General features: G+C 58.4%; 15 protein-coding genes and 1 tRNA gene. 10 read left to right on the top strand and 6 right to left on the bottom strand.

Translation table 11 applies throughout. The annotated features are described in order from the left end of the window. The first annotated feature begins 4 nt into the window (after positions 1 to 4). The 3 genes from phrB to ACSFE6_RS04435 all read left to right on the top strand — a co-directional run bounded on the left by phrB (position 5) and on the right by ACSFE6_RS04435 (position 2,786). A complete protein-coding gene (gene phrB, locus ACSFE6_RS04445; protein WP_435426446.1) occupies positions 5 to 1,450 on the top strand; it encodes a deoxyribodipyrimidine photo-lyase in 1,446 nt (481 codons plus the stop codon). A 150-nt stretch (positions 1,451 to 1,600) separates the two neighbouring features. Next, complete coding sequence (locus ACSFE6_RS04440; protein ID WP_435426445.1) at positions 1,601 to 2,377, top strand: SDR family NAD(P)-dependent oxidoreductase; 777 nt, start codon at positions 1,601 to 1,603, stop codon at positions 2,375 to 2,377. 103 nt (positions 2,378 to 2,480) lie between these two features. Beyond that, entirely contained in the window at positions 2,481 to 2,786 is a 306-nt protein-coding gene (locus ACSFE6_RS04435) for a YkgJ family cysteine cluster protein (RefSeq protein WP_435426444.1), read from the top strand. Positions 2,787 to 2,953: 167 nt separating this feature from the next. Here the strand turns inward: ACSFE6_RS04435 and ACSFE6_RS04430 are convergent, their stop codons facing one another. The 6 genes from ACSFE6_RS04430 to hemA all read right to left on the bottom strand — a co-directional run bounded on the left by ACSFE6_RS04430 (position 2,954) and on the right by hemA (position 8,321). Continuing rightward, positions 2,954 to 3,472, bottom strand: coding sequence for an acyloxyacyl hydrolase (locus ACSFE6_RS04430; protein ID WP_435426443.1), 519 nt, complete (start codon positions 3,470 to 3,472; stop codon positions 2,954 to 2,956). A 116-nt stretch (positions 3,473 to 3,588) separates the two neighbouring features. Next, positions 3,589 to 4,380, bottom strand: coding sequence for a glutamate racemase (gene murI, locus ACSFE6_RS04425; RefSeq protein WP_435426442.1), 792 nt, complete (start codon positions 4,378 to 4,380; stop codon positions 3,589 to 3,591). Next, positions 4,373 to 5,128, bottom strand: a complete 756-nt coding sequence (locus tag ACSFE6_RS04420; protein WP_435426441.1) for a molybdopterin-synthase adenylyltransferase MoeB — start codon at positions 5,126 to 5,128, stop codon at positions 4,373 to 4,375. Before ACSFE6_RS04420 ends, murI begins: the two co-directional genes overlap by 8 nt. After that, positions 5,122 to 5,952, bottom strand: a complete 831-nt coding sequence (prmC, locus tag ACSFE6_RS04415; protein ID WP_435426440.1) for a peptide chain release factor N(5)-glutamine methyltransferase — start codon at positions 5,950 to 5,952, stop codon at positions 5,122 to 5,124. Before prmC ends, ACSFE6_RS04420 begins: the two co-directional genes overlap by 7 nt. Further along, positions 5,953 to 7,035, bottom strand: a complete 1,083-nt coding sequence (prfA, locus tag ACSFE6_RS04410; protein ID WP_435426439.1) for a peptide chain release factor 1 — start codon at positions 7,033 to 7,035, stop codon at positions 5,953 to 5,955. It lies immediately after the preceding gene. Next, positions 7,032 to 8,321, bottom strand: a complete 1,290-nt coding sequence (gene hemA, locus ACSFE6_RS04405) for a glutamyl-tRNA reductase (RefSeq protein ID WP_435426438.1) — start codon at positions 8,319 to 8,321, stop codon at positions 7,032 to 7,034. The genes prfA and hemA overlap by 4 nt, the downstream gene beginning before the upstream one ends. A 225-nt stretch (positions 8,322 to 8,546) precedes the next feature. Here hemA and ACSFE6_RS04400 point away from each other — a divergent pair, with 225 nt between their 5' ends. The 7 genes from ACSFE6_RS04400 (at position 8,547) to pth (ending at position 14,337) form a co-directional block, all read left to right on the top strand. Then, positions 8,547 to 10,271 carry a tetratricopeptide repeat protein gene (locus tag ACSFE6_RS04400; RefSeq protein WP_435426437.1) on the top strand — a complete coding sequence of 575 codons (1,725 nt, stop codon included), beginning with the start codon at positions 8,547 to 8,549 and terminating at the stop codon, positions 10,269 to 10,271. Between the two features lie 4 nt (positions 10,272 to 10,275). Next, a complete protein-coding gene (gene lolB / locus ACSFE6_RS04395; RefSeq protein ID WP_435426436.1) occupies positions 10,276 to 10,893 on the top strand; it encodes a lipoprotein insertase outer membrane protein LolB in 618 nt (205 codons plus the stop codon). Position 10,894: 1 nt separating this feature from the next. After that, positions 10,895 to 11,746: a 4-(cytidine 5'-diphospho)-2-C-methyl-D-erythritol kinase gene (gene ispE / locus ACSFE6_RS04390; protein WP_435426435.1), complete on the top strand. Its 852-nt coding sequence runs from the start codon at positions 10,895 to 10,897 to the stop codon at positions 11,744 to 11,746. Between the two features lie 36 nt (positions 11,747 to 11,782). Further along, positions 11,783 to 11,857 (top strand) — tRNA-Gln (locus ACSFE6_RS04385). A gap of 47 nt (positions 11,858 to 11,904) precedes the next feature. Further along, complete coding sequence (locus tag ACSFE6_RS04380; RefSeq protein WP_003171603.1) at positions 11,905 to 12,846, top strand: ribose-phosphate pyrophosphokinase; 942 nt, start codon at positions 11,905 to 11,907, stop codon at positions 12,844 to 12,846. Between the two features lie 140 nt (positions 12,847 to 12,986). After that, the gene (locus ACSFE6_RS04375; protein WP_435426434.1) at positions 12,987 to 13,583 is read left to right on the top strand and encodes a 50S ribosomal protein L25/general stress protein Ctc; all 597 of its coding nucleotides are present in this window, start codon (positions 12,987 to 12,989) and stop codon (positions 13,581 to 13,583) included. A gap of 169 nt (positions 13,584 to 13,752) precedes the next feature. Beyond that, complete coding sequence (pth, locus tag ACSFE6_RS04370) at positions 13,753 to 14,337, top strand: aminoacyl-tRNA hydrolase (protein ID WP_020799735.1); 585 nt, start codon at positions 13,753 to 13,755, stop codon at positions 14,335 to 14,337. Positions 14,338 to 14,349: the final 12 nt, after the last annotated feature.

Raw genomic sequence — 14,349 nt, 5'->3', positions numbered from 1 at the left:
CGGCATGCAATTGATCTGGCTGCGCAGCGACTTGCGCGTAAACGACAACACCGCCCTCTCGGCCGCCGCTGCGGCAGGCGTGTGCGTGGCGGTGTATCTGCTAAGCCCGGAGCAATGGCTGGACCACGACGATGCACCGTGCAAAGTGGACTTCTGGTTACGCAACCTTGATGAATTGAGCCAGGCGTTGGGCGAGCTGAACATTCCCTTGCTGATTCGCTACGCATCGCACTGGGAGGCAGCACCCGGGGTATTGCTTGAGCTGTGCCGGCATCTGCAGATCGATGCCGTGCATTTCAACGAGGAATACGGTGTTCATGAGAGCCGGCGCGACGCCTCGGTGATGGAGGCATTGCAAGCCGAAGGCATTGCCGTTAACAGTTACCTTGATCAACTGCTGTTCAAACCCGGCACCCTACTGACCAAATCCGGTACGTACTTCCAGGTTTTCAGCCAGTTCCGCAAGGTCTGTTACGAACGCCTGCACCGCTCGTTGCCCCATCTGGTCAGTGCCCCGATGGCCCAAGCGCCCCTGAACATTTCCAGCGACAAGGTTCCGCCCCATATCAACGGGTTCGCACCACCGACCGACCGCTTGCGTGCCTTGTGGCCCGCCGGTGAGGCTGAAGCGCGACGTCGCCTCGACACTTTCACTGACGACCGGATCGACTACTACCAGAGCGAACGGGACTTCCCGGCGAAGCCCGGCACCAGCCAACTGTCAGCCTACCTCGCTGCCGGAGTGATTTCCCCACGCCAATGCCTGCACGCCGCCCTGCAAAACAATCAGGGCGAATTCGAAAGCGGCAAGATCGGTACCATTACCTGGATCAATGAACTGCTGTGGCGCGAATTCTACAAACACATACTGGTCGGCTACCCAAGGGTTTCCCGGCACCGTGCGTTCCGCCCGGAAACCGAGGCCCTCGCTTGGCGCCATGCGCCGTCAGAGCTGACAGCCTGGCAGCAAGCCCGCACCGGCGTGCCAATCATCGACGCGGCGATGCGCCAACTGCTGGAAACCGGCTGGATGCACAACCGCCTTCGCATGGTAGTGGCAATGTTTCTGACCAAAAATCTATTGATCGACTGGCGCGAAGGCGAGCGCTTTTTCATGCGCCATTTGATCGATGGCGACCTGGCGGCCAACAACGGTGGCTGGCAATGGAGTTCATCCACCGGCACCGACTCGGCGCCCTACTTCCGGATTTTCAATCCATTGAGCCAGTCGGAAAAATTCGACGCCGAAGGCCTGTTCATCAAGCACTGGTTGCCGGAGTTGGCGGGGCTCAACAAAAAAGAAGTGCACAACCCGGCGAATCTGGGCGGCTTGTTCGGTGTGGCGGATTATCCCCCCCCGATTGTCGACCTGCACGCATCGCGCGCACGGGCACTCGCCGCGTTCAAGAACCTGCCATCAAGACAAAACGCCGGAGGCGACCATGAATAGTTGCTTGCGGTATACGCACCGAAAGTCAAAACCATTGATCCAGCGCAATGAATTTTTTTGCCACTGGGATAACTTTAATATCGGATTACTGTGTAATGAGCGTTTATCGGTATTGGAGCGGATGATTGACTGCCTAAAAGGGAGAATGGGATGAGTCTTGCGCGTCCACGACGATTTTGGATAACCGGCGCCGGCAGCGGCATTGGTGCAGCCCTGGCAGAAGAAATATTGAAAACCGGCGCTCACCTTGCGGTGAGTTCTCGCTCGGTGGCGCCGTTGAAAGTCTTGTCCCAACGTTATCCAGGCCAAGTCCTGGTCGCACCCGGCGACCTGACCAACAGTCAGGCCGTGCGAGAAATCGGAGAACAGATCACCGAACTCTGGGGCTCGCTGGACACGTTGATTATCAACGCTGGAACCAGCGAATACGTCGATGCCAAGCAGTTTGACACCACCATCGTCGAACACGTGCTGCGTACCAATCTGCTTGCCAGCAGTTATTGCATCGAAGCCGCCCTGCCGCTGCTACGGAGCGGCATCGCGCCGCATCTGGTGGGCTTGGCCAGTTCAGTGACCTACCTGCCGTTGCCCCGGGCAGAAGCCAACGGTGCTTTGAAAGCCGGGATGCGACAGCTGTTTGAATCCCGGCGCATTGCGTTGGCGCCAGAAGGCATCGAAGTCACTGTCGTCGGCCCCGATTTCACTGGCTCTGCGCTGACGATGAAAAATGATGCGCCGATGCCATTGAGCTGGCCCGCGGATAAGGCCGCCCGACACATTTTCGCCAAACTCAAGGATCGTCCAGTGGAAATCGCGTTTGCGGGGCTGTTCATGGCGGCGCTCTGGCCGCTCTCGGATATGCCTGATCCCGTGAAGCTGGAAATCGGCAAGCGCATCGTACGCAGTAGTCCGCCAATCATGGACTAGCCATGAACATGGCCAGAACGGTAAGACCCAAGCCTGGCGGATGGCACGGAGCGTCCGTCAGTGCTTTCCCACACCATCGAGCGCCTGCCTTACACTGCGCGCCATGAAAACCATTCCCCACCTGCAAATCACCGAGACGGTTGTCACGTGCTCGACCTGTGCTGCCTGCTGCTGCCAGCTCGAAGTCATGCTGATCACCGACACAGGCGTGCCCGAGCGGTATATCGATACAGATGATTGGGGTGGAGAAGTCATGCTGCGCCTGGATGACGGCTGGTGCGCCGCGCTGGATCGCGACACGATGATGTGCACCATCTACGAAAAACGCCCATTGATCTGCCGGGAGTTCGAGACGGGCGCACCGGAGTGCATCGATGAGCGCCAGGGGATTTTGACGGCGTATCGCTGACCCCAAGTCAACCGGATACCTGCGTGGGAGCGAGCCTGCTCGCGAAGAGAGAGTGCCAGTCAACATCAATGCTGTCTGTCATTCCGTATTCGCGAGCAGGCTCGCTCCCACATGAATATCGGGGACCTTCGGATCCCCTTTTTTCCCACATTAAGAGCTTCGCTTGGTTACAACGGCATCGTGTAGTGCAATGCGTAACTTTCTACACCATCGTTCGGGCTGGTAATCCCCGCGTTGGAGTAGTGTGTGGCCCGCACCCCCACTTCATGCCCGCCCGCAAAGCGCAGACCGAAACCGAAACGGTCCTCGAACTGAAACGCACTGCCCAGGTTGTTGTTTTCGACTTCGGTGTCAGCGAACAACGCCAACCCCACCCCCAGTTCAACGTACGGTTTGACGTTCTGGCCAGCAAACTCGTAAACAAGCACGGGGGAAAATGACAGGCTGTGATTGCTGGAGGTTTTGTCGCCGTCCCAATAGGTGTAAGCACCACTCCAATAACCGGTCAATCGCCCCACGTCACTCTGCAACCAGCTCTTGTCCCAATCGAATTGCATGCCCAAGCGGTAAGTCATGGTCGACTCGCCGGTCTGTCCGACCGCGAATTCCACACCTGCCGCCTGCGCGGTAAAACTGTGCCCCATCAATGCGGCCGCAATCGCGGCCAAGCAAAATAGTCGCTTCATAGAAACATCCTTTTCCGCACGATTTCGTTTGGTTTTTTTATCGTTTGACGCACAACGCTATAGAAGTCGACGGTTTATCAGAAGTTCATCCTTTTATTGATTCCCCCCGGACTTGCTTACCCTTGAAAGCTTCGCACAACACCAGCGGTATTCCATAGCGTCGGCAATATATTTCTGAAATGGTCTGGATCTGCACTGGTCCAGAACTGCGCGGCACGGCTTGGCCCGTGCGCGAGCAGTTCACGCTCGGCCAGCAAGCGTTTAACCTGCCGTGCGACCGCAGCGCCAGTATCGATCAGGCTGATGTCGTCGGGGATCATCTGCTTGAGCAACGGCTTGAGGAAGGGGTAATGCGTACAGCCGAGAATGATGGTATCCGCACCCGCGCCAAGAAGCGGTCGAACATAATCTTCAAGTAACTGGCGCAAGGCGGGACTGTGCAGATCACCCTTCTCGATCAGTTCCACCAACCCTGGGCAAGGTTGGGTGATCACCCGTACATCGGTAGCGAAGCGATCGAGCAACGCCGCGAACTTCGCGCTCTGCAACGTACCTGTCGTGGCCAGCACTCCGACTACACCACTACGTGTAGCGGCGGCAGCAGGTTTGACCGCGGGCTCCATGCCGACGATAGGCCACTCGGGGTAATCGCGTCGCAGGTCCGCTACGCCGGCGACCGTTGCGGTGTTGCAGGCCAACACCAAGGCCTTGGCGCACTGCCGCTGAAAGAAATCAGCCATGACGCTGCAACGTTGCTGAATAAATTCCGGGGTTTTCTCGCCGTAAGGAATATTCCCGCAATCGGCGACGTACAAAAGAGATTCGTTGGGCAACAAACGCTGGATCTCGGCCAGTACCGAAAGCCCGCCGACTCCGGAGTCGAACACGCCAATTGGCGCTTCACGCATGCTTGGCCCCACAGACGCTGCAGCCCGGATCACGCTTGACCCGCAACTCACGGAAACGCGACCCCAGCGCATCGATCAACAACAGGCGCCCTACCAGCGGTTCGCCAAAACCCGCCAGCAATTTCAGCGCTTCAAGGGCTTGCAGGCTGCCGACCAGCCCCACCAGCGGGCCCACCACGCCGGCTTCGCTGCAGGTCAATTCGGCTTCGCTGCCGTGCCCATACAAACAGTGGTAGCACGGACTTTCCGCGCGGCGCGGGTCGAACACCGACAACTGCCCTTCCAGACGAATCGCCGCGCCACTGACCAGCGGTTTGGCCGCGGCCACGCAAGCCGCGTTGACGGCTTCACGGGTAGAAAAATTGTCGGAACAATCGAGGACCAGATCCACCCCGGCCACGACAGCTGCCAGGGAGTCTTCATCCAGTGCCGCGCGATGGGCAACCAGTTGAACCTCAGGATTGATGGCCGTCAGGCGCTTGATCGCCGAATCGACCTTGCTCATGCCGACGCTGTCAGTGTCGTGGATGATCTGGCGCTGCAGATTGGTCAAATCGACCGTGTCAAAGTCCGCCAGATGCAATTCACCAATACCCGCGGCGGCGAGGTACAGGGCTACCGGTGCACCAAGACCGCCAAGGCCGACGATCAGAACGCGGCTGCCCTTGAGTCGCAACTGACCATCGATGTCGATGTGCGCCAGCAGAATCTGCCGGCTGTAACGCAGCAATTCCTGATCATTCAGCACGGCAGGCGCCCCAGACTGATGCGTTGATGACCGCCCAGATCGGTGCGGCTGTGGACTTCCTCAAAACCACGGGTCAGCAGCAGATCGCGTACAGCCTCGGCTTGATCGTAACCATGTTCGAGCATCAGCCAACCACCGGCTTCCAGGTGATCCGGTGCCTGGGCGACGATCAAGCGCAGATCGTCGAGCCCGTCGACACCGGCCACCAACGCACTGGCCGGCTCAAAGCGCACATCGCCTTCCACCAGATGCGGATCGGCCGCAGCGATGTAGGGCGGATTGCTGATGATCAATTGAAAACGCTGACCTTGCAGAGCGCTGAACCAATGACTGTTGAGCACCGTGGCGTTGTTCAGGTGCAAGCGCTGGCGATTGCGCTCGGCCAGGGCCACGGCCTCCAGCACGCGGTCTACGGCGGTGACCTTCCATGCCGGACGCTCGCTGGCCAGGGCCAGTGCGATGGCCCCGCTACCGGTACCGAGGTCCAGTACCTTTGCAGCTGTGGCTGGCAACAATTCGAGTGCGGCCTCCACCAGCAACTCGGTGTCTGGACGCGGGATCAGCGTGTGCGGCGCCACCTCCAGATCGAGCTTCCAGAAGCCTTGCTGGCCAAGAATGTAAGCCACCGGCTCACCGCCACGTCGACGTTGCAGGTACTCGGCAAAGGTCAATGCCGCTTCGCTCGGGACGATGCGCTCCGGCCAGGTGTGCAGAAAGCTGCGGGACTTGCCCAACGCCGCCGCCAGCAACAATTCGGCATCCAGACGCGCCGTGGGCGAATCAGGCAAATCGGCGGCGCGCAACAAACTGGCGATGATCGTCATTTACTCACCTATCGCTGCCAATTGATCCGCCTGGTACTCGGCCAGCAGCGGCTCGATCACCGCTTCGACGCCCCCGGCGAGGATTTCGTCGAGGGAGTACAGCGTCAGGTTGACCCGGTGGTCGGTGACTCGACCCTGGGCAAAGTTGTAAGTACGGATGCGTTCGGAACGGTCTCCGGAGCCCACCAGCAATTTGCGCTCGCTGGCGATGGCATTCGCAGCCGCACTGGTCTGCTGATCATTGAGCTTGGCCGACAACCAAGCCATCGCCCGAGCGCGGTTCTTGTGCTGCGAACGTTCTTCCTGACACTCGACGACGATGCCAGACGGCAAGTGGGTAATACGGATCGCCGAGTCGGTCTTGTTGACGTGCTGACCGCCGGCGCCGGAGGAGCGATAGGTATCGATCCGCAGGTCTGCCGGGTTGATCTCGATCGCTTCCTGTTCGTCCGGTTCGGGCAATACCGCCACGGTGCAGGCCGAAGTGTGGATGCGCCCTTGGGACTCTGTCGCCGGGACCCGTTGCACGCGATGGGCGCCGGATTCGAACTTCAGCTTGCCGTAGACGTTTTCGCCCTCGACCCGGGCGATGACTTCTTTATAGCCACCGTGTTCGCCCTCGTTTTCCGAGAGAATTTCCACGCGCCAGCCGCGACGCTCGGCGTAGCGAGAGTACATACGGAACAGGTCACCGGAGAAAATCGCCGCCTCGTCACCACCGGTGCCGGCACGGATTTCGAGAAACACGTTGCGCCCATCGTTCGGATCCTTGGGCAACAACATGCGCTGCAGACTGGCTTCCAGTTCGACCAGGCGCTCCTTGGCCTCGCGGACTTCTTCCACGGCCATTTCACGCATGTCAGGGTCGCTGTCCTTGAGCAGTGCCTGTGCACTTTCGAGATCGTCCTGCACTTTGAGCAACTGTTTATAGGCATCGACAATCGGTTCAACTTCCGCGTATTCCTTGGAATAGGTGCGGAATTTGTTCTGATCGGAAATGATCTCGCCATCGCCAAGCAAGGCGGTCAATTCCTCGAAACGGTCCTGGAGGACATCCAGTTTATTGAGCAGTGACGCTTTCATTGCGGTTTTTTATCCGAAAAGCTTTCCGATGAACCCTCATTGAGGGCAAAGAGTTCCTGGGCCATCGCCAGCGCATCGAGGCGACCTTCGGCAGAGAGCTTTTTCAACTGCACGCTCGGTGCGTGCAACAACTTGTTGGTCAGGCCACGGGCCAGTTGCACCAGTACCTCTTCGGCGCTGCCACCGTTGGCCAACAGGCGCTGGGCCTTTTGCAATTCTTCGTCGCGCAGGCGTTCGCTCTGTTGACGATAGGCCTTGAGCACGTCCACCGCCGCCAATTCGCGCAGGCGGACCATGAAATCCTCGGCACCGATCGAGACCATCTCTTCCGCGGCCTGCGCCGCGCCTTGACGGCTCTTCAGATTCTCGGCCACCACCTCGTGGAGATCGTCGACGCTATAGAGGTAAACGTCGTCCAGCTCGCCAACTTCAGGTTCGATATCGCGAGGAACGGCAATATCCACCATGAAAATCGGTTTGTGCTTGCGCAGTTTCAAGGCACTTTCCACGGCGCCCTTGCCGAGGATCGGCAACTGGCTGGCCGTGGAACTGATGACGATATCGCTGCGCACCAGTTCGGTCGGGATGTCCGAGAGCAACACAGCGTGGGCGCCGAACTGCTCCGCCAGGGTGCTCGCCCGCTCCAGCGTACGGTTCGCCACCACGATACGCTTGACCCCAAGATCATGCAGATGGCGGGCGACCAGGGTAATGGTCTCGCCGGCGCCGATCAGCAAGGCCTGGCTGCGTTGCAGGTCGCTGAAAATCTGTTTCGCCAGGCTGACTGCGGCAAACGCCACGGACACCGGGTTCTCGCCGATAGCGGTGTCGGTACGGACTTGCTTGGCCGCATTGAACGTGGCCTGGAACAACCGTCCGAGCAACGGACCGATGGTGCCCGCTTCGCGGGCCACGGCGTAGGCCGATTTCATCTGGCCGAGAATCTGCGGTTCGCCCAGCACCAGCGAGTCGAGCCCGGAAGCGACGCGCATCATGTGACGAACTGCCGCATCATCTTCGTGCACATAACTGCTCGCGCGCAGCTCTTCGAGGCTCAGTTGATGATATTCGGCCAGCCAGCGCAGCACGATATCGGCCGACAGGTGATCCTGTTCTATATAGAGTTCACTGCGATTGCAGGTGGAGAGGATCGCAGCTTCGCGGCTGTCGGTCAGTCGGCAGAGCTGCTGCAGGGCCTCAACCAGCTGCTCAGGGGTAAAGGCCACGCGCTCGCGGACGTCTACAGAAGCAGTCTTGTGGTTAATACCGAGTGCAAGGAAGGCCATTCAAAGTCGCTGATGGTGACGTGAAGCCGGCAATTGTCCTACTTCGTCAGATTCAGGACAACTATTCGATATCTATCGCTCTGGTAGGCATCACCGCCTACTGAGATCCGTTCTCGTTAAAGCGCGACAGATATAGGCCGAGCGGGTAAATTGGCGGGCCGGTTATGTTTGACCCAAGGCTTGTGTCATGATGATCCGACCGCAGGTTAGTCGTCCTCTTCCTATATGAATAGATCTTCCGCGTTGCTTCTCGCTTTTGTCTTCCTTAGCGGCTGCCAGGCCTTGGCACCCGTATCGTCGGACGGTACGCCGCCGGCCGAGGACAGCACTCCGGCGCCTGAAAAACCCAAGGTTTACAGCTCATTCAGCGAAGACACGGTCTTCAGCCTGCTGAGCGCCGAACTGGCTGGCCAGCGCAATCGTTTCGACATTGCCCTGGACAACTATGTAACCCAGGCCATCAACACTCAGGATCCAGGCATTTCCGAGCGGGCATTTCGCATTGCCGAATACCTGGGCGCCGATCAGGCCGCCCTGGACACCGCACTGATTTGGGCAAAAAACGCCCCGGACGACCTTGAGGCGCAGCGGGCGGCAGCGGTCCAGTTGGCGCGCGCAGGCCGCTACGACGACTCCATGGCCTATATGGAAAAAGTCCTGCAAGGCAAAGGCGACACCCACTTCGACTTTCTCGCCCTGTCCGCGGCCGACACCGACCAGGACACACGCAATGGTCTGATGAAGAGTTTCGACCGTTTGCTACAGCGCCACCCGAACAACGGCCAGCTGATTTTCGGCAAGGCCTTGCTGCTGCAACAGGACGGTGATTCCCGAGGCGCGCTGACCCTTCTGGAAAACAATCCGCCGGACGACGGCGAAATCGCTCCGATCCTGCTGCGCGCACGCCTGCTGCAAACCCTCGATCGCGGCGATGAAGCCTTGCCGTTGTTGCAAAAAAGCATCAAGAAATACCCGGACGACAAGCGCCTGCGCCTGACCTATGCCCGCATGCTGGTCGAACAGGACCGCATGGACGACGCCAAAGCCGAATTCTCGAGCCTGGTTCAGCAATACCCGGAAGACGACGAACTGCGTTACTCCCTGGCACTGGTCTGCCTGGAAGCCAAGGCCTGGGACGAGGCCAAAGGCTATCTCGAAGACCTCATCGCCCGTGAAAGCCATGTTGACTCCGCGCACCTGAACCTTGGGCGTATCGCCGAAGAGCGCAACGATCCTCAAGGTGCTTTGATCGAATACGGCCAGGTCGGTCCGGGCAACGACTATCTGCCAGCCCAATTGCGTCAGGCCGATATCCTGATGAACAACGGCAAGACCGCCGAAGCCCAGAGCAAGCTCGCGGCCGAGCGTGACGAACAGCCGGACTACGCGATCCAGCTGTACCTGATCGAAGCCGAAACCCTGTCCGCCAACAATCAGGGCGACAAGGCCTGGAACGTCCTGCATCAGGCACTGCAGAAGTACCCGGACGATCCAAACCTGCTTTACACCCGAGCGATGCAAGCAGAAAAACGCAATGATCTGGCGCAGATGGAAAAAGACCTGCGACTGATCATCAAGCGCGACCCGGACAACGCTATGGCGCTAAACGCCCTCGGTTACACCCTGTCCGACCGAACGACGCGTTATGCCGAAGCCAAAGCCCTGATCGAACAAGCCCACCAGATCAACCCGGAAGACCCGGCGGTACTCGACAGCCTCGGCTGGGTGAATTTCCGTCTTGGCAATCTGGACGAAGCGGAGCGCCTGCTGCGCAAGGCACTGGAGCGCTTCCCCGACCAGGAAGTCGCCGCCCACCTGGGCGAAGTCCTGTGGGCTAATGGCAAGCAGAGCGAAGCCAGACAAATCTGGGGCAAGTTCCTCAAGGAACAACCCGACAGCCCTACCCTGCGCAGCACCATCAAGCGCCTGACCGGATCAGAGACTCTTTAAGATTATGTTTTTGCGCCACATCATCGTTTTCAGCTTCATCGCCCTGCTTGCCGGCTGCGCCGGCATGGGTGCCCGTGAATCGGTTGGCGGGCACGGCAACGCCAGCCAATGGCGTGAGCACAAACAACAACTGACCAACCTTGACGGCTGGCAGATCGACGGCAAGATCGGCATTCGTGCGCCGAAGGATTCGGGCAGTGGCACACTGTTCTGGCTGCAGCGCCAGGATTACTACGACATTCGCCTATCAGGCCCTTTGGGTCGTGGCGCCGCACGCCTGACCGGACGCCCCGGCAAAGTCTCCCTTGAGGTCGCCAACCAAGGCCGCTACGAAGCATCGACCCCGGATGCGTTGCTTGAAGAGCAACTGGGCTGGAAGCTCCCCGTCTCCAACCTGGCCTGGTGGGTCCGCGGGCTCCCGGCTCCAGACAGCAAAAGCAACCTGACCCTGGATGGCGACAGCCGCCTGGCCAATCTGGAACAGGACGGCTGGCAGGTCGAATACACCGCCTATACAGAGCAAAACGGTTACTGGTTGCCCGAGCGGATCAAACTCCACGGCACCGACCTTGATGTCACCCTGGTAATCAAGGCTTGGCAACCACGCAAACTGGGAAGCTGACATGACAGCCAATCGACTGACCCTGCCCTCCCCGGCCAAGCTCAATTTGATGTTGCACATTCTTGGTCGCCGCGAAGACGGCTACCACGAACTGCAAACGCTGTTTCAGTTTCTGGATTACGGTGACGAAATCACTTTTGCCGTGCGCGAAGACGGTGTCATTCAGTTGCATACCGAATTCGAAGGCGTCCCCCACGACAGCAATCTGATCGTGAAAGCCGCGAAAAAACTTCAGGAGCAATCCGGCTGTTCGCTCGGCATCGATATCTGGATCGAAAAAATCCTGCCCATGGGCGGCGGGATCGGTGGCGGAAGTTCTAATGCGGCAACGACGCTGCTCGGCCTGAACCATCTCTGGCAACTGGGCTGGGACGAAAATCAACTGGCCACGCTGGGCCTGACGCTCGGCGCCGATGTCCCGGTTTTCGTGCGTGGTCACGCGGCTTTTGCCGAGGGCGTGGGAGAGAAACTGACGCCGGTTGACCCCGAGGAACCCTGGTATGTCGTGCTGGTGCCGCAAGTCTCTGTAAGTACGGCAGAAATTTTTTCTGATCCGTTGTTGACACGTAACACGCCGCCCATTAAAGTGCGCCCCGTTCCCAAGGGAAACAGTCGAAACGACTGCTTACCGGTGGTAACAAGACGTTATCCAGAGGTACGTAACGCCTTGAATTTGCTAGGTAAATTTACCGAAGCAAAACTCACCGGAACTGGAAGTTGTGTGTTTGGGGGCTTCCCAAGCAAAGCTGAAGCTGATAAAGTCTCGGCCCTTCTTACAGAGACCCTTACAGGGTTTGTAGCAAAAGGAAGTAACATTTCGATGTTGCATCGCAAGCTACAAAGTCTGCTCTAAAGGAATCGAGTACTCGGTACTCGTTGCAACAGATACAGGGGCGTCGCCAAGCGGTAAGGCAGCAGGTTTTGATCCTGCCATGCGTTGGTTCGAATCCAGCCGCCCCTGCCATTTTCCTATACTCATCCAGGTATACCCTCAGCCTTCAGGTACTGCGCGTGTCCAAGATGATGGTCTTTACGGGGAACGCTAACCCCGATCTGGCTCGGCGTGTCGTACGTCAGCTGCATATCCCTCTCGGTGACATTTCTGTCGGTAAATTTTCCGACGGCGAAATTACAGCCGAGATCAATGAAAACGTCCGCGGTAAAGACGTCTTCATTATTCAGCCGACTTGCGCTCCGACCAACGATAACCTGATGGAACTGGTAGTGATGGCTGATGCCTTCCGCCGCTCCTCGGCTACTCGTATCACTGCTGTTATTCCTTACTTTGGTTATGCCCGTCAGGATCGCCGTCCGCGTTCCGCACGTGTGGCTATCAGCGCGAAAGTCGTTGCTGACATGCTTACCGTAGTCGGCATCGACCGTGTTCTCACGGTTGATCTGCATGCTGACCAGATTCAGGGTTTCTTCGATATTCCGGTAGATAACATCTACGGCTCCCCGGTTCTGGTGGATGACATCGAAGATCAGCGCTTCGAAAACCTGATGATCGTGTCCCCGGACATTGGCGGCGTCGTGCGTGCACGTGCCGTTGCCAAATCCCTGGGCGTGGATCTCGGGATCATCGACAAACGCCGTGAGAAAGCCAATCACTCTGAAGTGATGCATATCATCGGTGATGTCGAAGGGCGTACCTGCATCCTGGTCGATGACATGGTCGATACCGCCGGCACCCTGTGCCACGCGGCCAAGGCCTTGAAAGAGCATGGCGCTGCCAAGGTTTTCGCCTACTGCACGCACCCGGTGCTGTCGGGTCGGGCGATCGAGAACATCGAAAATTCCGTGCTGGACGAGCTGGTGGTGACCAACACCATCCCGCTGTCCGCTGCTGCACAAGCCTGTGCGCGTATCCGTCAACTGGATATCGCACCGGTCGTTGCCGAGGCGGTCCGCCGCATCAGCAATGAAGAATCGATCAGCGCGATGTTCCGCTAAGGGCCCTGCCCTTCTCGAACATCTCGTTGACGAAAAGCGCCCCGCCCCGGCATTCCTGCCGGGGCGGTGCTTTTTTGCCCATACCGTGTCTGGCGCTGGTCGCAAACGCCTGCCGGTGATGGCTATTTTGGAGATACAAAATGACTGAATTTACTCTGAACGCTCAAGCGCGTACTGACCTGGGGAAAGGTGCGAGCCGCCGCCTGCGTCACGCTCTGAACATCCCTGCCGTTGTATACGGCGGCAACAAGCCTGCTGAATCCGTGACCATCCTGGCCAAGGAAATCGCCAAGCTGTTCGAAAACGAAGCAGCTTTCAGCCACGTTATCGAGCTGAACGTCGACGGCACCAAGCAGAACGTCGTTGTTAAAGCCATGCAGCGTCACCCAGCCAAGCAATTCATCATGCACGCTGACTTCGTGCGCGTTGTTGCTGGCCAGAAACTGACCGCTATCGTTCCAGTGCACTTCATCAACGAAGAAGCTCCGGTCAAGAAAGGCGGCGAGATTTCGCACGTAGTTGGCGAGATCGAAGTTTCCTGCGAAGCCAAGGACCTGCCTGAGTTCATCGAAGTCGACCTGGCTAACGCTGAAATCGGTTCGATCATTCACCTGTCCGACCTCAAAGCCCCTAAAGGCGTTGAGTTCGTTGCTCTGGCACACGGTGATGACAAGGCTGTTGCCAACGTCCACGCTCCACGTGTTGCTCCAGAAGCTGCAGAAGGCGCTGCAGAGTAATTTCACTCTGTACGCCGGAGTGACGGAAACATCGCGGACTGGAACGTAGCGAGAAAGCGGGCGGGAACGCGGAGTTTACATTCATGGTAAATGAGCAATTTTCGTCCACTTTCGCCGCTCGCACTGTTTGCAGCGAAGTTATCCACCACTTCAAGGAAGGGCCCCTATCGTGACTGCCATCAAACTGATCGTTGGCCTGGGAAATCCAGGCGCTGAATACGAACAGACCCGGCATAACGCAGGGGCCCTTTTTGTTGAGCGCATCGCGAACGCCCAAGGCGTCAATCTTGTGGCTGACCGCAAATATTTCGGCCTGACCGGGCGCTTTTCGCATCAGGGTCAGGATGTTCGTCTGCTGATTCCCACCACCTACATGAACCGCAGCGGCCAGGCCGTAGCGGCACTTGCCGGTTTCTTCCGCATCAAGCCCGAAGAAATCCTGGTGGCACACGACGAACTCGACCTGCCTCCGGGCGTTGCCAAACTCAAAGTGGGCGGCGGCCATGGCGGTCACAACGGGTTGCGCGACATCATTGCGCAACTGGGCAATCAGAATACCTTTCACCGCTTGCGGCTTGGCATTGGCCACCCGGGCGTTGCCAGTATGGTTTCAAACTTCGTCCTGGGTCGTGCGCCACGCGCCGAACAGGAAAAACTCGATGCCAGCATCGATTTTGCCCTCGGCGTGCTGCCGGATATCCTCGCCGGTGAATGGAACCGCGCGATGAAAAACCTGCACAGCCAGAAGGCCTGACTCTTACCCGAG

Origin of the sequence: Pseudomonas baetica, from assembly GCF_051216495.1 — a bacterium.
Taxonomy (GTDB): domain Bacteria; phylum Pseudomonadota; class Gammaproteobacteria; order Pseudomonadales; family Pseudomonadaceae; genus Aquipseudomonas; species Aquipseudomonas baetica_B.
This window is presented reverse-complemented; position numbering and strand designations above follow the sequence as displayed.

What these genes read in the sequence shown, in the direction of transcription:
- murI (WP_435426442.1), bottom strand. Translation starts at nt 4,380, where the DNA reads ATGCGTGAAGCGCCAATTGGCGTGTTCGACTCCGGAGTCGGCGGGCTT.
- hemA (WP_435426438.1), bottom strand. Translation starts at nt 8,321, where the DNA reads ATGGCCTTCCTTGCACTCGGTATTAACCACAAGACTGCTTCTGTAGAC.
- ACSFE6_RS04400 (WP_435426437.1), top strand. Translation starts at nt 8,547, where the DNA reads ATGAATAGATCTTCCGCGTTGCTTCTCGCTTTTGTCTTCCTTAGCGGC.
- ACSFE6_RS04435 (WP_435426444.1), top strand. Translation starts at nt 2,481, where the DNA reads ATGAAAACCATTCCCCACCTGCAAATCACCGAGACGGTTGTCACGTGC.
- lolB (WP_435426436.1), top strand. Translation starts at nt 10,276, where the DNA reads ATGTTTTTGCGCCACATCATCGTTTTCAGCTTCATCGCCCTGCTTGCC.
- ispE (WP_435426435.1), top strand. Translation starts at nt 10,895, where the DNA reads ATGACAGCCAATCGACTGACCCTGCCCTCCCCGGCCAAGCTCAATTTG.
- ACSFE6_RS04375 (WP_435426434.1), top strand. Translation starts at nt 12,987, where the DNA reads ATGACTGAATTTACTCTGAACGCTCAAGCGCGTACTGACCTGGGGAAA.
- ACSFE6_RS04440 (WP_435426445.1), top strand. Translation starts at nt 1,601, where the DNA reads ATGAGTCTTGCGCGTCCACGACGATTTTGGATAACCGGCGCCGGCAGC.
- ACSFE6_RS04430 (WP_435426443.1), bottom strand. Translation starts at nt 3,472, where the DNA reads ATGAAGCGACTATTTTGCTTGGCCGCGATTGCGGCCGCATTGATGGGG.
- prfA (WP_435426439.1), bottom strand. Translation starts at nt 7,035, where the DNA reads ATGAAAGCGTCACTGCTCAATAAACTGGATGTCCTCCAGGACCGTTTC.
- phrB (WP_435426446.1), top strand. Translation starts at nt 5, where the DNA reads ATGCAATTGATCTGGCTGCGCAGCGACTTGCGCGTAAACGACAACACC.
- prmC (WP_435426440.1), bottom strand. Translation starts at nt 5,952, where the DNA reads ATGACGATCATCGCCAGTTTGTTGCGCGCCGCCGATTTGCCTGATTCG.